The organism is Rathayibacter sp. AY1F8 (genome assembly GCF_002932165.1).
In the GTDB taxonomy this organism is placed as follows: Bacteria; Actinomycetota; Actinomycetes; order Actinomycetales; family Microbacteriaceae; genus Rathayibacter.
Map to the genome: position 1 here is coordinate 44,855 of NZ_PSVB01000010.1, position 19,401 is coordinate 64,255.

Genomic DNA, 19,401 nt, shown 5'->3' on the forward strand with positions numbered 1-19,401 from the left:
GACCCCATGACGACCCCTTCCCTCACCCAGTCCAGCGGCAGCGCGTACACCCGAATCCTCGGCATCGGCGCGGCACGCGGCGACCTCGTCGTCCCGAACGACGACCTGATCGAGCCGATCAACTCCTCCGACGAGTGGATCCGCCAGCGCACCGGCATCATCGAGCGCCGCCGCGCCTCCGCCGACATCCACGCGGTCGACCTCGCGACCACCGCCTCCCTCGAGGCGATCGAGAAGGCGGGCATCCGCCCGGACCAGATCGGCGTCGTGCTCGTCTCCACGATCAGCAACACCGTGCAGACCCCGTCGCTGGCCGCGCTCCTCGCGGACCGCATCGGCGCGAACCCCGCCCCGGCGTACGACATCTCGGCCGCCTGCGCCGGCTACACCTACGGCATCGCCCAGGCCGACTCCTTCATCCGCTCCGGCCTGGCCGAGTACGTGCTCGTCGTCGGAGCCGAGAAGCTGTCCGAGCTGGTCAAGTCGACCGACCGCAGCATCTCCTTCCTCCTGGGCGACGGCGCGGGCGCCGCGGTCGTCGGCCCCAGCGACACCGCCGGCATCTCGAAGACCGTGTGGGGATCCGACGGCTCCAAGTGGGACACCGTCGGCATGGACAACCCGCTCGCGGCCTACCGCGACGGCACCGCCGAATGGCCCACCCTCCGCCAGGACGGCCCGTCGGTCTTCCGCTGGGCGGTCTGGGAGATGGCCAAGGTCGCCAAGCAGGCGCTCGCGGAGGCGGGCGTCCAGCCCGAGGACCTCGCCGCGTTCATCCCCCACCAGGCGAACATGCGCATCATCGACGAGCTCGCGAAGCAGCTGAAGCTCCCCGAGACCGTCGCTATCGGCCGCGACATCGAGACCACCGGCAACACCTCCGCCGCGTCGATCCCGCTCGCCACCCACCGCCTGCTCGAGGAGCACCCGGAGCTGCACGGCGGACTCGCGCTGCAGATCGGCTTCGGCGCCGGACTGGTGTTCGGCGCGCAGGTCGTGGTGCTCCCGTGACCGGCGCGACCCCACCCCTAAACTGACCTACGGTCACTGACGAACACCCGAAGAACCCCCAAGGAGAGAACCATGGCACTGTCCAACGAAGAAGTCCTCGCCGGCCTGGCCGAGCTTGTCAACGACGAGACGGGCATCGCCACCGACTCCGTCGAGATGGACAAGTCGTTCACCGACGACCTCGACATCGACTCCATCTCGATGATGACCATCGTCGTCAACGCCGAGGAGAAGTTCGACGTGAAGATCCCCGACGACGAGGTCAAGAACCTCAAGACGGTCGGCGACGCGGTCCGCTTCATCGTCAAGGCGTCCGAGTAGTCGTCGCCCGCGCACCCCGTCCTCGTGGCGGACACCCCGGCCGGCGATCGTCGGCCGGGGTGAGCCCGGCACCCACCCACACGGAACAGAGAAGCTCGTCATGACCAAGAAGATCGTCGTCACCGGAATCGGTGCCAGCACTCCCCTCGGCGGGACCGCCCGGGAGTCCTGGAACGCACTCCTCGCCGGCGAATCAGGCGTCCGCTCCCTCGAGCAGGACTGGGTCGCCCAGTACGACATCCCGGTCACCTTCGCCGCCCAGGCCAAGGTCCGCCCGGAGGAGGTGCTCTCCCGCCCCGAGGCGAAGCGCCTCGACCCCTCCAGCCAGTTCGCGCTCATCTCGGCCCGCGAGGCCTGGGCCGACTCCGGCATCACCGACGTCGACCCGCTCCGGGTGGGCGTCGACTACTCGACCGGCATCGGCGGCCTCTGGACCCTCGTCGACGCGTGGGACACCCTCCGCGAGCGCGGACCCCGCCGGGTCCTCCCGATGACCATCCCGATGCTCATGCCCAACGCGGCCGCCGCCGCCATCAGCATGGCCATCCCCTCCCGCGCCTACGCCCGCACCGACGTGTCGGCCTGCGCCTCCAGCACCGAGGCCCTCGCGAACGCCTACGAGCACATGCAGCTCGGCCTCGCCGACGTGGTCGTCGCCGGCGGCACGGAGTCGGTCGTCCACCCGCTCCCGATCGCCGCCTTCGCGTCGATGCAGGCCCTCTCGCGCCGCAACGACGACCCGGCGACCGCCTCGCGCCCCTACGACGTCTCCCGCGACGGCTTCGTCCTCGGAGAAGGCGCCGCGACGCTCATCCTCGAGACCGAGGAGCACGCCCTCGCCCGCGGAGCCCGCATCTACGCGGAGCTCGCCGGCGGCGCCGTCACCAGCGACTCGTACCACATCACGGCGCCGGACCCCGAGGGCTCCGCCGCCGCCCGCGCCATGATCGGCGCCCTCGAGCAGGCCGGAGCCGCGCTCACCGACGTCACCCACGTCAACGCCCACGCGACGAGCACCCCGGTCGGCGACATCGCCGAGTACCGCGCCCTGCTGCGCGTCTTCGGCGACCACCTCCCGAACATCGCCGTCTCCGCGACCAAGGCGTCCACCGGCCACCTCCTCGGCGGCACCGGCGCGCTCGAGGCCATCTTCACCGTGCTCGCCCTCCACGAGCGCACCGCACCCCCCACCATCAACCTCTTCGAGCAGGACCCCCAGATCCCCCTCGACGTCGTCACCAGCCCCCGCGCCCTCGGCGACGGACCGCTGGTCGCCATCTCGAACTCGTTCGGGTTCGGGGGGCACAATGCTGTTGCCGCTTTCCGGACGGTGTAGCGGGGCGTAGCCCCGCTCCACCGTGCGGAAAGCGGGCTGCGCCGCTCCTTGCGCGGCGCAGGCGCGTCCGCTGGGGAGGGGGGCGGGGTTTCCGAGGGCCGGTGCGGTGCGGCGACGGTGATCCGCTGGAACGCGGATCCCCGGATACGCCTCGTGCCGCGAGGGATCTGCGCCGCCGTCTGGTGCGGGCTGGTGAGCACGCCGTGCTGGTGGGGAGCGCGGGCTTCGCCGCGACTCGCGTCGGATACTCCGATCGCGGAAGCTGTCCGGGTGGGAGCGCGGGCTTCGCCGCGGCTCGGGTAGAAAGCTTCGGTTCAAGCAGCTGTGCTCGAGGGGAGCGCGGGCTTCGCCGCGACCCGGGTCGGATGCTCGGATCAGGGCGGCTGCGCTCGTGGGGAGCGTGCGACTCGCCATTACTCGGGCCGTCGGTGTCGTGCGCAACAGAGGTGCGGGCGGCTCCACGAGTCTTCCGACGCCCTCCGCCGGAACGCGGTGCTCCGCCGACCGTCTGGTCGACGTGCGCAGCGAGCGGCAACCGCGAGGCGACGGCGCGACTTCGAGGCGGGCCTCTGCCGGAACGGGGGTCCGCTGGCCGCCTGGTTCAGGGAGGCGGGAGCGAGCGGCCCCCGCGAGGCGTATCCGCCGATCCGCGTGCCAGCGGATCGGCGTCGCCGGACGCAAGCCGCTCCACGGAACCCGACCACCCGACCGAGCCGACTGCGCGACGCCGCGCGAGGAGCGGCGTCGAATGAACTCAGCCGACCCCGTGCATCCAGACGACGGGGGCGAAGTCGCCGCCGTAGCGGAAGGGCTCGAGCTCGTCCTCCCAGGCCTGGCCGAGGGCGAGGCGCAGCTCGCGGTGCAGCTCGATGGGGTCGGCGCCGGCGAGCTCCATGGCGGAGCGGATGCGGTCCTCGGGCACGACGGTGTTGCCCGCGCTGTCGGTCTGGGCGTAGAAGATGCCGAGCTCGGGCGTGTGCATCCAGCGGCCTCCGTCGACGCCGGGCGAGGGCTCCTCGGTGACCTCGTAGCGGACGTCGGCCCAGCCGCGGAGAGCGGAGGCGATGACGGCACCGGTTCCGACCGGGCCCTCCCAGGCGAATTCGGCGCGCAGTGTGCTGCGGAGCACGGGCTGCTCGATCCAGGCGAAGTTCACGGCACGACCAAGGGCGCGACCTGTCCCCCACTCGAGGTGGGGGCAGAGCGCGCGGGGGGCGGAGTGCACGAAGAGCACACCCCGAGTCTGCTGCGCCACCATGGTGTCCTCCGTTCGTCCCGGTGCGTCTTCCCCAACGACCCGGACCACGGAACACTCTGCGGTGCGCCTTCTTCGATTATGACGGTGGACGTGCCACCACGCCCGATCATGCAGGAGCGGCGGACCTCCGTCAAGGCGGCTCGCCGCGCCTGCTCGACCGGCCGTGGGCGGCTCCTGCCTATACTCAGGTCGTCCGCGCCGCCGGACGCCGCACACCGCCAGACGCCCGCCGGGAGGAGCACCGTGTCCGTCCGCGACGGCCTGCTCGCCCTGCTCACGCTCGGCCCCGCCTACGGCCTCCAGCTGCACGCCGAGCTCCTCGACCGTGCCGCGCACCGGCCCCGGGTCAACGTCGGCCAGATCTACTCGACGCTCGAGCGCCTGCGCGAGCGGGGCCTCGTCGTCTCGGCCGGGTCCACCGACGACGGCCTCCCCCTGCACGCGCTCACCGGCGAGGGCCGCGCGGAGGCGGCCGCCTGGCTGACGGGTGGCGGAGCGTCCCCGGAGGAGGACTGGGACGACGTCCTCGACCGGGTGCTGCTGGCCTCGAGCCTGTCCGGCGCCGACCTCGCCGCCGTCCTCGACGCGTACGAGAGCTCGCTGCCCGCCACCGCCGACGAGCAGGCGGAGGAGGAGGACGCGCACCCGCAGCGCCGCCTCGCCGCGATCGCCGCCCGCGTGCGGGAGGAGGCCCTGCGGCGCCTCCTCGAGGCGGCCCGCGACGAGCTCACGGGCGACGGGCCGGGACGGGGCGTCCGCGGATACGCTCTCGAGCGTCCCCGCCGGGGCCGTCGAGCCTCGAGCTAGGACGAGACAGGCGCGGGTGCCGTCGCCTAGGGTGGTTCGCATGTCCCGCACCCCCCTCGGTCTCCGCGTCCCCTCCCGGGCGCGCCGGCGCCTCGTCGCCGCCGGAGCGGGCACGGTCCTCGTCCTGTGCGCCGCCCTCGCCGCCCCGCTCTCCGCGTCCGCCGCCTACGACCCGTCCGACTATCCCTCGTGGTCCGATGTCGAGGCCGCGAAGTCGAGCGAGAGCGCCACCGCCGCCGAGGTCGACCGCATCACCGCCTTCCTCGCCGACCTGCGCGACCAGGCCGCCGCCCTCACCGACGCCGCCATCAGCCGGGCCGCCGAGGCGGACGCCGCGCAGAGCGCTCTCGACGAGGCGACCCAGCGCGTGAGCGCCCTGGAGGAGCGCGCCTCCGCCGCCCGCTCGGACGCCGACGCAGCGAAGGAGCAGGCCGGCCGTCTCGCCGCGCAGCTCTACCGCAACGGCGGGACCGATGCGACGCTCAACCTCCTCATCGGCGGCGACGAGTCGAGCGAGCTGCTCTACCGCCTCGGCACCATGACGCAGCTCACCCAGCAGACCAGCCGGCTCCAGACCGCGGCGCAGTCGACCGAGAACCAGGCCGTCTCCCTCGCCGCTCAGGCCGAGCAGGCCCGGGGCGAGCGCGTCTCCCTCGCCACCGCCGCGGCCGACGCGCTCTCGGTCGCCCGCTCCGCTCAGGCCGAGGCCGACGCCAAGGTCGCCGACCAGGAGAAGTACAGCCAGGAGCTCTACACCCAGCTCGCCTCGCTCAAGAACACCACCGCCGAGATCGAGCGGGAGTACGCCGACGGCCAGGACGCGAAGTCGGCGTTCGAGGAGCAGCAGCGCCTCTCCCGCCTCGCCGCCGAGGCCGAGGCCGCCCGCCAGCGCGCCGCGTCGGCTCCCGCCGCGGCCGCGGCTCCGGCAGCGCCCTCCAACAGTGGAGGCGGCGGAGGCGGCCCGGTCGAGCTCGGCGACGACGACCCGACCGGCGCGCGCAACAGCTCCGCCAAGACCATCGCCGCCCTCGGCACCTACGCCGGACGCACGGACGGCCTCTCCCCCGCGCAGGCCCAGGCCTACGCCCGGACCGCCGTCGGCCGCTTCGGCTGGGGCGCCGACCAGGTCGACCGGTGCCTCATCCCGCTGTGGAACGGCGAGTCGGGATGGCGCTGGAACGCGCTGAACCGCTCCTCCGGCGCCTACGGCATCCCGCAGGCCCTCCCGGCGAGCAAGATGGCCAACTCGGGAGCCGACTACCAGACGAACGCGGCGACGCAGGTCGACTGGGGCCTCTCGTACATCAAGAGCGCCTACGGCTCGCCCTGCAACGCGTGGTCGAGCTGGAACAACCGCTCGCCGCACTGGTACTGATCCCGCGTCTCACTTCGCCTGGTCGTAGGAGTCGACGACGGCGACGGTGACCGGGAAGTCGACCTCGCCCACTCCGAAGAGCGAGCGTCCGGCGCGCACCGCCGCCTCGCGGACGATCGCGGCGACCCGCTCGCCGACGTCGGCGGGAGCGTGCACGATCACCTCGTCGTGCAGGAAGTAGACGAGGTGCGCCCGGCCGACCGCGCCGCCCTCGGCGCGCAGTCGCGCCCGCAGCTCGCCCATCCAGCAGAGCGCCCACTCGGCCGCGGTCCCCTGCACCACGAAGTTGCGGGTGAAGCGTCCCCACTCGCGCGCTCGCGCCGCATCGGCCGAGAGCCCCTCGGGGCCGGGAGGCGAGCTGCGCCCGAGCCACGTCGAGACGCTCTCGCCGCGCTCCCCCGCCCGAGCCGCCGCCTCGACGTGCGCGACCGAGCGCGGGTAGGCACGGGCGAGCCTCGGGAGCAGCCGTCCGGCCTCCCCGCTCGTCGCCCCGTACATCGCCCCCAGCATCGCGACCTTCGCCCTCGGCCGGTCGGGGACCACGCCGGCGTCGACGATGCCCTGGTAGAGGTCGCGGCCCCGCCCGGCGGCGGCCATGGCCGAGTCGCCCGAGAGCGCGGCGAGGATGCGCGGCTCGAGCTGCGCGGCATCCGCGACCACGAGGCTCCAGCCCGGATCCGCGGTGACCGCGGCGCGGATCTGCCGCGGCAGCTGCAGCGCCCCTCCGCCCGAGGTCGCCCAGCGGCCGGTGACGACGCCCACCACGTACTCCGGCCGGAACCGTCCGTCGCGCACCCACGCGTCGAGCCATGCCCAGCCGTTGGCGGTGAGCAGCCGGGAGAGCTTCTTGTACTCCAGGAGGGGCGGCACCGCGGGATGCTCGAGGGACTGCAGCTCCCAGGAGCGCGTCGACTCGACCGGCAGCCCCGCGCGCCGCAGCGCCTTGAGGAGCTCGGCCGGCGAGTCGGGGTTGAGCTCGGGCGCGCCGAGCTCGTCGCGCAGACGGACGGCCAGCGCCCCCAGCAGGGCCGGGCGGCCGCCGAAGAGCGGGCGGGGGCCGAGCATCCCGGTGAGCACCCGGTCGTGCACATCGGCGCGCCACGGCAGCCCCGCGTGGGCGATCTCGCGAGCGATCAGGGCGCCGACGGACTCGGCGGCGAGCAGCAGGCGGAGCCGGCCGGCCTCGGCGGCGCCGGAGAGCGCCTCCTCCTGCCGGGCCAGCTCGAGGACGGGGTCGAGCTCGTCGGAGCCGCCCGCCGCCTCCTCGAATCCGATCAGCGTGTCCTGCGCGGCGGGAGCCGCGGCTCCCGCGTCCCACGGGTCGAGGGGCGAGCGCGCGAGAGCCGATGCGGCGGCGGAGACCGAGCGGCGGAGGATCGCGCGGGCCAGCCGGAGGTCGTGGCACCGGGCGACGACCACGCCGGCCGACAGCAGTGCGGGGTACCAGCGCGCGGTGTCGTCCCAGACCCAGCGCGGGCGCTCCGGCTCCCGCTCCCGGACGAACGCCGCCAGCTCGGCCGGGCCCCGGCCGCTCCCGGCCTCGGCGACGCCGACGGGGTCGACCGCCCGCCACGCCCCCGTGGGGCCGCCGACGAGTGCGAGGAGCATCGGGCCATTCTCCCCCGTGGCGGACACGGAGGCCGCCGTCGCGGGGACGGCCGGGCCCCCTCTCGCTGAAGGAGTCACGGCGACGGCCGCGAGGGCGGGTAGCCGGGGAAGGGCTTCTCCTGCGCTGTCGGCGGCTGATGGGCCCACAGGGCGGCCGCGATGGTGTCCATCGAGCGGGAGTAGCCCACGAGCGTCCGCCTCTCCGGCTCCGCCGCCCAGGTCACCGCGCGGAACCAGGTCTCGCGGTACGGGCCGGTCTCGATGCGGCGCACCAGGCCGATCCGGCCGGTGCGCAGGGCGTCGACCATCACCCACTCGTCCTGCCCGCTGCTGCGCAGCATCTGGAGCGGACTCCACTCGATCATCGCGCCTCCCACCGGTCGATCCGCGGCCGTGGCGAGCACGAGCGCCGCGGCGTACACTCGCAGACTATCGAACACATGTTCGAACGGCCAACCGGGTCCGGCGAGTGAACGGGAGCACGACGATGGCGGTGATCGACGAGACGGCGCTGGTCTCGACCGACGGCGAGGGAGTGCCGATCGCGCTCGAGTGGCGGGGCGGGAGCTACCGGGTGACCGACCGGCCGACGGTGTGGACCTGCACGAGCGAGTGGTGGGCGCCCCTCGAGGGGTTCCCGCCGACGTTCGGGCGCACACCGGTGAGCATCGGCGGCTGGCGCTTCCAGGCGACGGACCTCGCGACCGGCGGCGCGTTCGTGCTCGACGTGGTCGCGTCGACGGAGCCGCAGTGGAGCGTGGTGCGGATCTACGAGTAGTGCCGGCGCGAGGCCGGCCGGGCGGCTACTTGTCGGCCGACCAGGGCGCCCGCGTCATGGCGATGAGAGCCGCGACTCCGGAGACGAGGCCGACACCGGCGATGGCGGACACGACGAGCCAGAGAACGAGTTCCATGCCACCAGTCTACCGAGCCCCGGAGCGGATCCTCTCCTCCCCGCTTCCATCCCCCGGCTGTGGAATAGCCTGGGCAGAGTGACCGACGCCCCCACCCGCGCGAGTGTCGGACTGCGCTCGGAGCGCGGCCCGATCCTGCTGTCCCTGATGATCTCGACCGCTCTGGTCGCCCTCGACGCCACGATCCTCTCGACGGCCGTGCCGTCCATCGTCGCCGACCTGGGGGGCTTCGAGCAGTTCCCCTGGCTGTTCTCGATCTACCTGCTGGCCCAGGCCGTCTCGGTCCCCCTCTACGGCAAGCTCGCCGACGTGATCGGGCGCAAGCCCATCATGCTGATCGGCATCGCCCTGTTCCTGGTCGGCTCGCTCCTGTGCGGCCTCGCCTGGAGCATGCCCGCGCTGATCGCGTTCCGAGCCCTGCAGGGCCTGGGGGCCGGAGCGATCCAGCCGATGGGCATCACCATCGCCGGCGACATCTACACGGTCGCCGAGCGTGCGAAGACCCAGGGCTACCTCGCGAGCGTCTGGGGCATCTCCTCGGTCGTCGGGCCGACCCTCGGCGGCGTGCTCTCGGACCTGGGCGCCTGGCGCGGCATCTTCCTCGTCAACATCCCCCTGTGCCTCCTGGCGGCGTTCCTCCTGATCCGCAGCTTCCGCGAGACCACGCGGGGCGAGAAGCAGCGGATCGACGTGGCGGGCGCCTCCGTGCTCGCCGTGGGCACCGCGCTGCTCATCCTCGGGCTGCTCGAGGGCGGCAGCGCCTGGCCGTGGCTCTCCCCCGCCGGAGTCGGCGTGTTCGTCGTCTCGGCCCTCGCGTTCGCCGGCTTCGTCGCGATCGAGCGGCGAGCTGCCGCCCCGGTGCTCCCCCTCTGGGTCCTCACGCGGCGCGTGCTGATCTCGACCAGCCTGGTCTCGGTGACCGTCGGCGCGATCACGCTCGGCGTCACCTCGTACTTCCCGACCTTCGCGCAGGGCGTGCTCGGCAGCTCCGCCCTCGGCGCGGGCTTCGCCGTCGCGGCGATGACGCTCGGCTGGCCGGTCGCGGCGAGCCTGTCGGGCCGGCTCTACCTGCGCATCGGCTTCCGCAACACGGGCTTCCTCGGAGCGGGGCTCGTCGTGATCGGCACGGCGCTGACCATCCTGCTCGGCGCCTCCTCGACGCTGTGGGAGATCGCCGGCTTCTGCGTGCTGATCGGCGCCGGCATGGGGCTCGTGGCGACTCCGACGCTGATCCGGGCGCAGTCGAGCGTCGACTGGAACGAGCGCGGAGTGGTCTCCTCGACCAACTTCTTCGCCCGCAACATCGGCAGCGCCGTCGCCGTGGCCGTGTTCGGCGCGATCGTGAACGCGAAGGCGGGCGGCGGCGTCCCCGCACCGGCGGACCTCGCCGAGGGCACCCGCTTCGTCTGCATCGCGCTCACGGTCCTCGCCGTGGGCATGCTCGCCGCGGTCTGGGCGATGCCGAAGGAGGGGCGCACCGCGCCCGGAGAGGATCGGGCGGCGGAGGCCGAGCCCGACGCGGCCCGGCCGGACGCGGCCCAGCCCTAGCCGTCAGGCGGCGCCGTCGGTTCTCGTCGTCAGCCGGAGCGGCGCGCCGCGGCCGTCGCTCGCAGGCGGTCGCGGTGGGTGCGGCGCACCCGGTGCGTCCAGCGCTGCAGGGACGACCCCATCCCGGGGTGCCGCGCCAGCGTGTGCAGAGCGCGGTCGAACCGGCGGAGCATGTCGGCGAAGGCGCCGAAGGGGCGGGCCGAGATGCCGACCTCGAGGTGGCGGTCGAGCACGATCCGGTGCCGGAGTCCCAGGTGCACGCTGATCTCGACGTCGTCGTGCACGTAGGCGTCGTGCCGGTGCATCTCCTCCGCGATCTCCTCCCACGCCGACCGGCGGACGGCGCAGTTGGAGCCGAAGAGCGGCCAGTTGGCCAGCGCCGACCCCATCAGCACGAAGTAGGCGTCCATGTAGGCGACCCGCGCGATCACCCGGGCGATCGGGCCGAGCTCGTCGAAGCGTCCGGGACCGGTCACCGCTCCGACCTCGGGATCGGCGAAGTGGCCGGCCAGGCGCGCCAGCCAGTCGGGTCCCGGGCGGGAGTCGGCGTCGAGCCGTGCGAGGACGTCGCCGTGCGCCTCGTCGAAGCCGTGCGCCGTGCTCGCCGGGATCCCGGCTCCGTCGTGCCGCACCACCCGCGCGCCCGCCGCTCGCGCGACGGCGGCGCTGTCGTCGGTGCTCCCGTCGTCGACGACGACGATCTCGAACGGAGCGAGCGTCTGCTCGCGGAGGAGCTCGAGCAGCTGCTCGAGGTGGCGGGCGTCGTCCTTCACGGGGACGACGACCGAGATGCGCCGGTGATCCATCCGCCCAGTCAACGCGATCGGGGCGCTCAGCGGGGACACCGCCACGCGTCTCGCGCGAGCCCGGACCTGTCAACCGGCTCCCGAGCGCGCCGGATCCGCTGATGGGATCGACCCGTGTCCGCCGGATCGGCGGCCCGATCGAGACAGGAGACGACATGACCCAGGGACCTCGAGACTTCCAGCCCACCCGTGCACTGGTGACCGCTTCTGACTCCGGCATCGGCCGGGCGACCGCGGTGGCACTGGCCGAGGCGGGCATGGACGTCGGCATCACCTGGCACAGCGACGAGGAGGGCGCGCAGGGCACGGCGGAGGAGGTGCGCTCCCTCGGCCGGCGCGCCGAGATCGCGCGCCTCGACACGACGGATCTGGAGGGCGCGGGCGACGTGATCGACGACCTCGCGGATCGACTGGGCGGGCTCGACGTCGCCGTCAGCAATGCGGGCGGAGGCGGAGGCGAGCCCTTCCTCGAGCAGAGCCTCGACAGCTGGCGCTCGACCGTCGCCCTGAACCTCGACGGAGCGTTCGTCTGCCTCCAGCGCGCCGCGCGGCGCATGGCGGCCCAGGGCACGGGCGGCAGGATCATCGCGGTCACCAGTGTCCACGAGCACCAGCCGCGGGTCGGCTCCGTCGCCTACACCGCTGCCAAGCACGGGCTGGGCGGCCTGCTGAAGGTGGCCGCACTCGAGCTCGGCACCCTCGGCATCACCGTCAACGCCGTCGCCCCCGGGGAGATCGCGACGCCGATGAACGACGCCGAGGATGTGGACCCCGTCACGATCGACCGCCCCGGCATCCCCCTCGGCCGCCCCGGCGACGCCCGCGAGATCGCGGCGGTGGTCGCCTTCCTGGCCTCTCCCGCCGCCTCCTACATCACCGGATCCTCGTACGTCGTGGACGGCGGGATGCTGCAGATGGGGCCGCAGGCCGGCTCCCACCTCCGGCAGGACGACTGGCGCGAGGCCTGAGCCGCCGACCACGGCGCCCGCCCGCCGGGTACTCTCGAAGAGGTGCTCCGGCGGGCGGGGCGCCTGCTCCGGGATGTAGGTGACGCACGTGTGGTTCCGGCGTCGACGCAGGTTCAAGATGGAGCCGTACGACCCCGATGAGAACCCGTCGCGCGAGCCCGCCTCCGTCGAGGAGGCCGCCGAGGAGGGCCTGATGCTCGCGCAGTACGCGAGCCGGATGGCCGTGAAGAACCGTGTGCTGATGGACGGCCTCGGTGCTGACGTCCCCTTCGACTCGGGCCGCTACTCCGTCGTCGCCGCGGAGGAGCTCGAGAAGCTGGCGCGCGAGTCCGAGGCAGCCGCCGAGCGCCTGCGCGGCATCGCCGCCGACGTGACCTCGGTGGGCGGCCGCTCCGACCACGTGCACGACTACCGCTCGGCCGACGTCGACAACCTCGACCACCGCGAGCGGCTCTCGCTCCTGGTCGCCGACTCCCTCCACAGGCGGGCGCAGGACGAGGAGTACCTCGCGACGCTCGTCGACGACGCCCGTCAGGACGCGTGGCGCGAGCTCGCGCAGTCGATCGAGGAGACCCTCGACCGCACCTCGCGGATCGACCCGGACGACGAGGAGTACCGCCGCGACCGCTCGGTGCGGATGGCGCTCGTGGTCGTCGACGACCTGGTCAAGCTGGCGGAGGAGCGCGGCGTCAGCCTCGAGGACTGACGGGCTCGTCGTGGGACGCCGGGACGGGGCTCAGGCCCAGCCGGCGCGGAACGACTCGGTCGCCTCGGCGGAGCGCTCCCGGACCGACTCCAGCAGCTCCTCCATGGTGGAGCTGCGGAGGAACGCGAGGCGGTCGAGCTCGGTGACCGGTGCGACGCCGGCGAGCTGCCAAGCGTGCGCGGCCGGATCCTCGGCGAGCTCGACGACCGCGCCGTAGCGCTGCTCGACGAACTCGCTCGCGACCGCCAGTGCCGTGCGGACCGCCGACTCCGCCGCAGCCAGCGCGGGGGCGTGCTTCTCGTCCCACTCCAGATCGGGCAGCAGGCGGACCTCGGCGCGCGGGTACGGGTCGTCCTCGTACCAGCGGACGACCTCGAAGCGCTCCTCGCCCACGGAGTCGAGCGTGACGAACGACTCCGCCCCGTCGATGTTCAGGATGCGCGCGCGGGCGCCGACCGCGAACCGCTGGTCGCCGCCGCCCACCTCCTGGCCGCGCTCGATGAGCACGACGCCGAACGCGAGGGTCTCGTCCTCGAGGACGTCGCCGAGCATCCGCAGGTACCGCGGCTCGAACAGCCGGAGCGGGAGCGGCATGTGCGGCAGGAGCACGGAGCCGAGCGGGAACATCGGAAGATCAGGCACAGGATCAGGCAATCACGTCGAGCGGGGAGCGGCCAGTACGGGCGCGGCGCGTCGGGACGTGCTAGCGCATCGCGCCACCGTGTCGTCCGCTCGCGGATGTTCGCCACGCCCCGGACGATCTCCGACGGCCCGGACCCACCCGCGAGGCGCCCACTCAGACTGGGAGCATGGATCTCGCTGACCTCCGCGCCGTCGTCCGCGCGGACCTGGCCGCCAAGGGCCACGCCTCCGACCGGCTCACCGTCCTCGTCCTCCGACTCGGGCAGTACTCGAGCTCTCGGAGGACCCGGCTCCCCCTCCACCTCGTCTACCGCCTGGTCGATCTCGTCTGGACCCGCATGATCGTCGGAGCCGAGCTGCCGCCGGCCGCTCAGGTCGGGCCCGGCCTGCGGCTCCCCCACTGGGGCCGCGGCGTGATCCTGCACCCGCGCACGGTCATCGGGAGGAACGCGTTCATCTACCACGGCGTCACCATCGGCGAGTCGAAGGGTCGGACGCCCGTCATCGGCGACGACGTCTACATCGGCGCCCGCGCGACGATCGTCGGGGACGTGACCGTCGGCGACCGTGTGCGGGTCGGAGCCGGCGCCGTCGTTGTCCGCGACGTCGCATCCGACTCGTCCGCGGTCGGCGTGCCGGCGAGGACCGCGTCGGCGCCGTCCTGAGGCACGGCCCGTCGGCCTGACGGGGCCGGACCGTCCGCTCCGATGAGAACGACATCAGGTGGAGGCCCGACCCGGCGCTGGAGAGGAGGAACCACCGCGGGTGGAGCGGAGTAGGGCGTACGGGACTTGAACCCGTGACCGACGGATTATGAGTCCGCTGCTCTGACCGGCTGAGCTAACGCCCCGCGGCGGCCGTCCGAGCGGCCGTCAGGTGGCGGCGGGTGCGGACGCTGCGTCGGAGGCCGGATCGGCCACCGGCTCCCCACGATACAGGCTCTCGAAGGTGCTGATCGTGCGGTTGATGTCGTGCGCGGCGACGATTTGGAGGGAGGCGCGCTTCATCGCCTCGAGGTCCTCCTGGTCGGCCGTGAGCACGGCGGTGAGGCGGTCGGCGAGGGCCTCGGCGCTGCCCGGCGCGAAGAGGTAGCCGTTCTCGCCGTCGTGGACGAGGTGCGGGAGGGCCATCGCGTCGGCGGCGACGACGGGGAGGGCCGAGGCCATCGCCTCCATCGTCGCGATGCTCTGCAGCTCGGCGATGGACGGCATGGCGAACACGGTGGCGCGCGTGTACGCCTCCTTGAGCTCGGCGTCCGAGACGTAGCCGGTGAAGCGCACGCGGTCGGCGATGCCGAGGGTCGCGGCGAGCTGCTGGAGGTTGCGCATCTGGTCGCCGCCGCCGACGATCTCGAGCTTCGCGTCGAGCGCCGGATCGAGCAGGGCGACGGCGCGGAGCAGGACGTCGATGTGCTTCTCGCCGGTCACGCGGCCGACGAAGAGGATCGAGTCGCCGGCGCGCGCCGTGAAGTCGGGCGTGTAGTTGTCGGCGTCGATGCCGCAGGAGATGGCGTGGACGCCCCGGAGGCCCGTGTACTTCTCGAGGAACTGCGCGGCCTTGCGGGTCGGCGTGGTGACCGCCTCCGCCCGGCCGAAGGTGCGGCGCGCGGCCCGCCACGCCATCGCCACGGCCTTGGCCTGCACGGCCTTCGGCAGGAGGGTGAACTCGAGCATGTTCTCGGGCATGAAGTGGTTCGTGCCGACGATGCGGATGCCGCGCTTGGCCGCCTCGATCCCGAGGCCGCGGCCGACGATGATGTGCGACTGGAAGTGCACGACGTCGGGCTTCACCTCGTCGAGGATGCGCGCGCTGTTCTGCCGGATGCGCCACGGCATCGCGAAGCGCAGCCAGTCGTGCGGGTACCAGCGCCAGCTGTAGAGCCGGTGCACGATGATCCGCTGACCCTCGTGCGTCTCGACCCGGGTGCCGCTCCAGCCGTCGGCAGAGGGGGCGACGACGTGGACCTCGTGGCCGCGCTGCGCGAGACCGGCGGCGAGGCGCTCGGCGAACTTCGCGGCTCCGTTCACGTCGGGAGCGAAGGTGTCGCAGCCGATCACGACCGTCAGCGGTCGGGAGTCGGGCGATCCCGGTCGGGACGCGTCGCGGGGATCTGACACGGGAGGTCCTATCGGTGTCGTGCCGCTCGGGGAGAGAAGGGAGCGATCGGCGGAGGTCGGTCGGTTTCGTGGCTCTCGGCGCGGAGCCATTGTAGGCAGAGGAGTCCTCACCACTCGGGATCCCGCGCCGTCAGCGCGCCTGCGGGTGGTGCTTGGCGAGGAGGAAGACGCCGTAGATGGCGACGGCACCGGCCGCGATGAAGAGCGGGATCGCCCACGGGGCCGCGTACTGCGCCTCCCCGAGCACGACGATGCCGATCGCGACGGCGACCAGCGGGTCGATGACGGTGAGGCCCGCCACGACGAGGTCCGGCGGGCCGGAGGAGTAGGCGTTCTGAACGAAGTACCCGCCGAGCGCGGTCGCGGCCAGGAGCGCCACGATGCAGACCACCGTCAGCGGGTCGAACTCGCCGTACTTGATGCGGTTGAGCACGACCTTCGCGAGAGTCGCGACGAAGCCGTAGACCACTCCGGCGCCCACGATGTAGAAGATCGCCTTCGCTCCGCGGCGGAAGACGCGGAAGGCGACGACGAAGACCGTGAGCACCACGGCGAGGATCACGAGGATCGTGATGAGCTCGGGCGTCTGGATGGACTTGTCGACCGCGTTGAACGCCGCTACGAGGACGAACGTGCCGACGCCTCCGACGCAGAGCACGATCGCCCGGATCGACGCCGCGTTCAGGCGCACCCGGCTGACCCGCGCGTTGACGACCGCGGTGATCACGAGCGCCACCGCTCCGAGCGGCTGCACCACGATGAGCGGGGAGAAGCCGAGGCTCGTCAGCTGGAAGACGATCGCGAGACCCAGGAGCAGGGTGCCGATCACCCACGAGGGGCGCGAGAGCAGCGCGACCAGCTGGCCGCCGCTGAGCCCGGAGGAGCCGGAGCGCTTCGAGAACCGCTCCACCTTCGCCACTCCCCGGTGCTGGAACTGCGCGCCGAGGGAGAGGAACACCGCGCCCACGAGAGCGATCGGGATGCCGATGAACTTCGCCGGGTCGTTGAGGAGTTCGGCGAGATCGGCGGGCATGGGGTCGACCCTACCCAGAACGCCTCCGGGAGTCCTCCGACGCACGGGTGAGGGGCTGAGCCCAGCGGATGATCCTCGCGGACCCGGTCGGCGGCCCCGCGGTACCCTGTCCACCATGGCCGTCCTCCCCATCCGCATCGCCGGCGACCCCGTCCTGCACTCCCCCGCCGCCCCCGTCACCGAGTTCGACGATGCGCTGCGCACCCTCGTCGCCGACATGTTCGAGACGATGGACACCGCCCCCGGAGTCGGCCTCGCCGGCCCGCAGGTCGGCGTCCCGCTGCGCCTGTTCGTCTACGACTACGCCGACGACGACGGCACCCCCCGCCGCGGCGTCGCGATCAACCCCGAGCTGTTCGTCACGCCGACCCCGCTCGGCGAGGCGGACGAGGACACGGAGTCGGAGGGGTGCCTCTCCTTCCCCGGCGAGCGCTTCCCGCTCCGCCGCTCCGAGCGCGCGATCCTCCGCGCGGTCGACCTCGAGCAGGAGCCGTTCGAGATCGTCGCGGACGGCTGGTTCGCCCGCGTGTTCCAGCACGAGTTCGACCACCTCGACGGCGTGCTCTACATCGACCGCCTCGAGCACGACTACCACAAGCCGGTCGCGAAGATCACCCGCAAGCGCGGCTGGGGCGGCCCCGGCGTCTCGTGGCTGCCCGGCGTGGAGCACCTCGAGGACTGACTCAGGCCAGGTCGACCCCGTGCACGCCGTTGTGGTGGCGGATCGCGGGGAACGAGGCGGTGACGCTCCGGCCGACGCCGGGCGTCCGCTTCTCGGTCACGTCACCGCCGAAGAGGGCGGCCCGCTCGCGCAGCTCGGCGAGCGCGGGGCTGTCGATGCGCTCGGTGAGCGAGCGCAGGTCCGCCTCGAGAGCCGTGGCGTCCTGCTCCGCCGCGCCGTGCTGCTCGCGGTCGTCGTCGACCTCCACCCGGAGGCCCGTGGTCGTCCATCGGGAGCTGATGCGGACCTCGGTCCCCGCGCCGCCGGTCTCCAGCGCCGAGTCGAAGGCGTACTCGAGCACCCGGAGCACAGCCACCTCGGCGCCGTCCTGCAGCGGGAACGGCTCGCCGAACGACTCCTCGCGGACGCTCAGGCCTCGCTCGCGGGCGCCCTCGATCAGGGGGACGGAGCCGCCGGTGCGCGGCAGCTCCCCCGGATCGACGGAGGCGACGGTCGCGATGCGGCGCAGCTGCGCCAGCGAGGCCTCGGCCGCCCGCACTGCCCGCTGCGCCGACCGCGCGGCTGCGGCGGGGTCGCGGTCGATCGTGAGCCGGACGCTCTCGGCCTCCTCGACGACGTGCGCGGCGCTGCGGACCGCGAGCTGCTCGAGCTCGCCGACGATGCGGAGCCTCGCCTCCTGCTCGCCGACCGCCAGCTCGAGGCGGACGACGCGCGCCGCCTCCTCCGCACGGCTCTCGGCGGCACGGCGCTCGGCGCCGACGGCGCGACGCCACAGCACGACGACCGCGACCAGGGCGATCAGGGCAAGGACGAGGACGACTTCGAGCACGACGGCCTCCGGGGTGACGGGACGGGTTCGGCACAGGAGCGCCGGAGAGAGATCGTACCCGCGCCGCGGACAGCGGACCTGAGGCCGCGGAGGGGGTTGCGGAGCCGGACTCAGCCGTCGGAGCGCACGGAGCGGGTGACGGTGAAGCGGCGGTCGCGCGCCACCACCGAGGTCGGCCCGACTGCGCGGCGCAGCTCGGCCGGATGCGCGAGGTGGGAGTTGAAGACCGTCCACAGCATGCCTCCGGGGCGCAGCACGCGGCCGGCCGCGCGCAGCATGCGCCGGGCGACGAGGTCGGTGACGGCACCGTCGGAGTGGAACGGCGGATTGCAGAGCACGACGTCGACGGAGGACGCCTCCAGCGTCGAGGCGTTGTCGTCGCGGAGGACGCGGACGGCGAGCCCATTGGCCGCCGCGGTCGCCCGGGCGGACTCGACCGCGGCACGCGAGGTGTCCGTCGCGGTCACGGCGAGGTCGGGGCGGGCCCGGGCCACCACGGCGGCGAGCACGCCGGTTCCGCAGCCGAGGTCGAGTGCGGTGCCCGCGGGGAGGGAGTCGAGATCGAGGGCGGCGAGGAGGGCGCGGGTGCCGAGGTCCAGTCGTGCACCTGCGAAGGCTCCCGGCAGTGCGACGACCTCGAGGTCGAGCTCGTCCAGACGGCGCCGCTCGGGCCCGGGCGCGGGCGGCTGGTCGGGGAGCGCGCCGCTCGCGAGCAGGGCGCGCGACTTCTGCCGGGCGAGGGAGACGTCGATCCGCTCGTAGCGCACGGCGAGCACGTCGTTCATCGTGCGGGTCATGTGCTTGATGCGGCCGGCGCCGATCAGGGTCGCCGCCGGGTTCGCGAGTGAAGTCCCGGCCGCGACGGCGGCCAGGGCGTCGAGTGAGCGCGGCAGGCGCAGGAGCACCGCGTCGGCGTCGCGGACGGCCTCCGCGACGGAGTCGACGATCTCGATCGGCGCGAGATCGACGCCCGACCCCCGCACCGTCTCGAGGTTCTGCGCGAGAGCGCGCTCGGCGGTGATCGAGTCCTGCACGACGCGCACGGCACGGCCGTCGGCGGCGAGGCCGAGGCTCAGCGCCCCGTAGGCGTCCCCGATCACGGCGAGGCGGCCGCGATCGGCGGCGAGGTCGAGCAGCAGGCGGTCGCTGGCGTCGACGGCGACGAGATCCGGCGCCTCGACGTCGGGGCGGCGGCGCAGGAGAGCGAGCACGTCCTCGCGCATCGCCCCTCCGATCGTCGGTCCGAGCGGGTGGGCCCTTGAGGGCGACCGCTCGCGGGCACGAAAAAAGGGCCCGAGAGTGGAGTCCCGGACCCTTCGCTCCCCGACTTGGACTCGAACCAAGAACCTACCGGTTAACAGCCGATTGCTCTGCCAATTGAGCTATCGAGGATCATCCGACCACCCGGAGGCGATCAGCGCGGTACTACTTTAGCAAACT

Annotated in this window: 20 protein-coding genes and 2 tRNA genes; 11 read left to right on the top strand and 11 right to left on the bottom strand. The window is 73.2% G+C overall.

Translation table 11 applies throughout. From position 1 onward, the window contains the following. The first annotated feature begins 6 nt into the window (after window positions 1-6). From C5C35_RS09300 to C5C35_RS09310, 3 genes are all read left to right on the top strand, one after another. A complete protein-coding gene (locus tag C5C35_RS09300; RefSeq protein ID WP_104223464.1) occupies window positions 7-1,011 on the top strand; it encodes a beta-ketoacyl-ACP synthase III in 1,005 nt (334 codons plus the stop codon). A gap of 72 nt (window positions 1,012-1,083) precedes the next feature. After that, the gene (locus tag C5C35_RS09305) at window positions 1,084-1,332 is read left to right on the top strand and encodes an acyl carrier protein (protein ID WP_104223463.1); all 249 of its coding nucleotides are present in this window, start codon (window positions 1,084-1,086) and stop codon (window positions 1,330-1,332) included. 100 nt (window positions 1,333-1,432) lie between these two features. Beyond that, complete coding sequence (locus tag C5C35_RS09310; protein ID WP_104226673.1) at window positions 1,433-2,668, top strand: beta-ketoacyl synthase; 1,236 nt, start codon at window positions 1,433-1,435, stop codon at window positions 2,666-2,668. A gap of 754 nt (window positions 2,669-3,422) precedes the next feature. On the opposite strand, the gene C5C35_RS09315 is transcribed toward C5C35_RS09310, so the two are convergent. Then, a complete protein-coding gene (locus C5C35_RS09315; RefSeq protein ID WP_104226674.1) occupies window positions 3,423-3,926 on the bottom strand; it encodes a DUF3145 domain-containing protein in 504 nt (167 codons plus the stop codon). A 243-nt stretch (window positions 3,927-4,169) separates the two neighbouring features. Here C5C35_RS09315 and C5C35_RS09320 point away from each other — a divergent pair, with 243 nt between their 5' ends. After that, window positions 4,170-4,733 (top strand): PadR family transcriptional regulator, encoded by a 564-nt coding sequence (locus C5C35_RS09320; RefSeq protein ID WP_181129978.1) that lies wholly within the window; start codon window positions 4,170-4,172, stop codon window positions 4,731-4,733. Window positions 4,734-4,773: 40 nt separating this feature from the next. Beyond that, the gene (locus C5C35_RS16980) at window positions 4,774-6,108 is read left to right on the top strand and encodes a hypothetical protein (RefSeq protein WP_104269256.1); all 1,335 of its coding nucleotides are present in this window, start codon (window positions 4,774-4,776) and stop codon (window positions 6,106-6,108) included. A 9-nt stretch (window positions 6,109-6,117) separates the two neighbouring features. On the opposite strand, the gene C5C35_RS09330 is transcribed toward C5C35_RS16980, so the two are convergent. Next, a complete protein-coding gene (locus C5C35_RS09330; RefSeq protein ID WP_104263005.1) occupies window positions 6,118-7,716 on the bottom strand; it encodes a bifunctional 3'-5' exonuclease/DNA polymerase in 1,599 nt (532 codons plus the stop codon). Window positions 7,717-7,790: 74 nt separating this feature from the next. Next, entirely contained in the window at window positions 7,791-8,081 is a 291-nt protein-coding gene (locus C5C35_RS09335) for a hypothetical protein (protein WP_146076962.1), read from the bottom strand. 104 nt (window positions 8,082-8,185) lie between these two features. On the opposite strand from C5C35_RS09335, the gene C5C35_RS09340 reads away from it, so the two are divergent. Further along, window positions 8,186-8,494: a hypothetical protein gene (locus C5C35_RS09340; protein ID WP_104226677.1), complete on the top strand. Its 309-nt coding sequence runs from the start codon at window positions 8,186-8,188 to the stop codon at window positions 8,492-8,494. 283 nt (window positions 8,495-8,777) lie between these two features. Further along, window positions 8,778-10,178, top strand: coding sequence for an MDR family MFS transporter (locus C5C35_RS09345; protein WP_104263019.1), 1,401 nt, complete (start codon window positions 8,778-8,780; stop codon window positions 10,176-10,178). 29 nt (window positions 10,179-10,207) lie between these two features. Here C5C35_RS09345 and C5C35_RS09350 read toward each other — a convergent pair whose 3' ends face one another. Next, window positions 10,208-10,984 (bottom strand): glycosyltransferase family 2 protein, encoded by a 777-nt coding sequence (locus C5C35_RS09350; RefSeq protein ID WP_104223456.1) that lies wholly within the window; start codon window positions 10,982-10,984, stop codon window positions 10,208-10,210. Window positions 10,985-11,139: 155 nt separating this feature from the next. Between C5C35_RS09350 and C5C35_RS09355 the strand changes: the two genes are divergently transcribed. Further along, window positions 11,140-11,952, top strand: a complete 813-nt coding sequence (locus tag C5C35_RS09355) for an SDR family oxidoreductase (RefSeq protein WP_104247533.1) — start codon at window positions 11,140-11,142, stop codon at window positions 11,950-11,952. Between the two features lie 118 nt (window positions 11,953-12,070). Continuing rightward, window positions 12,071-12,658 carry a hypothetical protein gene (locus C5C35_RS09360; protein WP_104223455.1) on the top strand — a complete coding sequence of 196 codons (588 nt, stop codon included), beginning with the start codon at window positions 12,071-12,073 and terminating at the stop codon, window positions 12,656-12,658. Window positions 12,659-12,688: 30 nt separating this feature from the next. Here the strand turns inward: C5C35_RS09360 and C5C35_RS09365 are convergent, their stop codons facing one another. Further along, window positions 12,689-13,300 (bottom strand): LON peptidase substrate-binding domain-containing protein, encoded by a 612-nt coding sequence (locus C5C35_RS09365; protein ID WP_244229436.1) that lies wholly within the window; start codon window positions 13,298-13,300, stop codon window positions 12,689-12,691. 167 nt (window positions 13,301-13,467) lie between these two features. Here C5C35_RS09365 and C5C35_RS09370 point away from each other — a divergent pair, with 167 nt between their 5' ends. Beyond that, entirely contained in the window at window positions 13,468-13,965 is a 498-nt protein-coding gene (locus C5C35_RS09370; protein WP_104247517.1) for a DapH/DapD/GlmU-related protein, read from the top strand. A gap of 111 nt (window positions 13,966-14,076) precedes the next feature. On the opposite strand, the gene C5C35_RS09375 is transcribed toward C5C35_RS09370, so the two are convergent. The 3 genes from C5C35_RS09375 to C5C35_RS09385 all read right to left on the bottom strand — a co-directional run bounded on the left by C5C35_RS09375 (window position 14,077) and on the right by C5C35_RS09385 (window position 16,450). Next, a tRNA-Ile gene (locus C5C35_RS09375) sits at window positions 14,077-14,150 on the bottom strand. Between the two features lie 22 nt (window positions 14,151-14,172). Then, window positions 14,173-15,417, bottom strand: coding sequence for a glycosyltransferase (locus C5C35_RS09380; RefSeq protein WP_258059440.1), 1,245 nt, complete (start codon window positions 15,415-15,417; stop codon window positions 14,173-14,175). A 130-nt stretch (window positions 15,418-15,547) separates the two neighbouring features. Further along, entirely contained in the window at window positions 15,548-16,450 is a 903-nt protein-coding gene (locus C5C35_RS09385; protein WP_104234188.1) for a DMT family transporter, read from the bottom strand. Between the two features lie 115 nt (window positions 16,451-16,565). Between C5C35_RS09385 and def the strand changes: the two genes are divergently transcribed. Then, a complete protein-coding gene (gene def / locus C5C35_RS09390) occupies window positions 16,566-17,132 on the top strand; it encodes a peptide deformylase (protein WP_104223450.1) in 567 nt (188 codons plus the stop codon). Between the two features lies 1 nt (window position 17,133). Here the strand turns inward: def and C5C35_RS09395 are convergent, their stop codons facing one another. From C5C35_RS09395 to C5C35_RS09405, 3 genes are all read right to left on the bottom strand, one after another. Then, window positions 17,134-17,961: a hypothetical protein gene (locus tag C5C35_RS09395; protein ID WP_104247515.1), complete on the bottom strand. Its 828-nt coding sequence runs from the start codon at window positions 17,959-17,961 to the stop codon at window positions 17,134-17,136. Between the two features lie 110 nt (window positions 17,962-18,071). Continuing rightward, window positions 18,072-19,184: a class I SAM-dependent methyltransferase gene (locus C5C35_RS09400; protein WP_104247514.1), complete on the bottom strand. Its 1,113-nt coding sequence runs from the start codon at window positions 19,182-19,184 to the stop codon at window positions 18,072-18,074. A 96-nt stretch (window positions 19,185-19,280) separates the two neighbouring features. Continuing rightward, window positions 19,281-19,353, bottom strand: a tRNA-Asn gene (locus C5C35_RS09405). Window positions 19,354-19,401: the final 48 nt, after the last annotated feature.

What these genes read in the sequence shown, in the direction of transcription:
- C5C35_RS09385 (WP_104234188.1), bottom strand. Translation starts at nt 16,450, where the DNA reads ATGCCCGCCGATCTCGCCGAACTCCTCAACGACCCGGCGAAGTTCATC.
- C5C35_RS09330 (WP_104263005.1), bottom strand. Translation starts at nt 7,716, where the DNA reads ATGCTCCTCGCACTCGTCGGCGGCCCCACGGGGGCGTGGCGGGCGGTC.
- def (WP_104223450.1), top strand. Translation starts at nt 16,566, where the DNA reads ATGGCCGTCCTCCCCATCCGCATCGCCGGCGACCCCGTCCTGCACTCC.
- C5C35_RS09370 (WP_104247517.1), top strand. Translation starts at nt 13,468, where the DNA reads ATGGATCTCGCTGACCTCCGCGCCGTCGTCCGCGCGGACCTGGCCGCC.
- C5C35_RS09300 (WP_104223464.1), top strand. Translation starts at nt 7, where the DNA reads ATGACGACCCCTTCCCTCACCCAGTCCAGCGGCAGCGCGTACACCCGA.
- C5C35_RS09305 (WP_104223463.1), top strand. Translation starts at nt 1,084, where the DNA reads ATGGCACTGTCCAACGAAGAAGTCCTCGCCGGCCTGGCCGAGCTTGTC.
- C5C35_RS16980 (WP_104269256.1), top strand. Translation starts at nt 4,774, where the DNA reads ATGTCCCGCACCCCCCTCGGTCTCCGCGTCCCCTCCCGGGCGCGCCGG.
- C5C35_RS09310 (WP_104226673.1), top strand. Translation starts at nt 1,433, where the DNA reads ATGACCAAGAAGATCGTCGTCACCGGAATCGGTGCCAGCACTCCCCTC.
- C5C35_RS09315 (WP_104226674.1), bottom strand. Translation starts at nt 3,926, where the DNA reads ATGGTGGCGCAGCAGACTCGGGGTGTGCTCTTCGTGCACTCCGCCCCC.
- C5C35_RS09355 (WP_104247533.1), top strand. Translation starts at nt 11,140, where the DNA reads ATGACCCAGGGACCTCGAGACTTCCAGCCCACCCGTGCACTGGTGACC.
- C5C35_RS09400 (WP_104247514.1), bottom strand. Translation starts at nt 19,184, where the DNA reads ATGCGCGAGGACGTGCTCGCTCTCCTGCGCCGCCGCCCCGACGTCGAG.
- C5C35_RS09360 (WP_104223455.1), top strand. Translation starts at nt 12,071, where the DNA reads ATGGAGCCGTACGACCCCGATGAGAACCCGTCGCGCGAGCCCGCCTCC.
- C5C35_RS09350 (WP_104223456.1), bottom strand. Translation starts at nt 10,984, where the DNA reads ATGGATCACCGGCGCATCTCGGTCGTCGTCCCCGTGAAGGACGACGCC.
- C5C35_RS09345 (WP_104263019.1), top strand. Translation starts at nt 8,778, where the DNA reads ATGATCTCGACCGCTCTGGTCGCCCTCGACGCCACGATCCTCTCGACG.
- C5C35_RS09335 (WP_146076962.1), bottom strand. Translation starts at nt 8,081, where the DNA reads ATGATCGAGTGGAGTCCGCTCCAGATGCTGCGCAGCAGCGGGCAGGAC.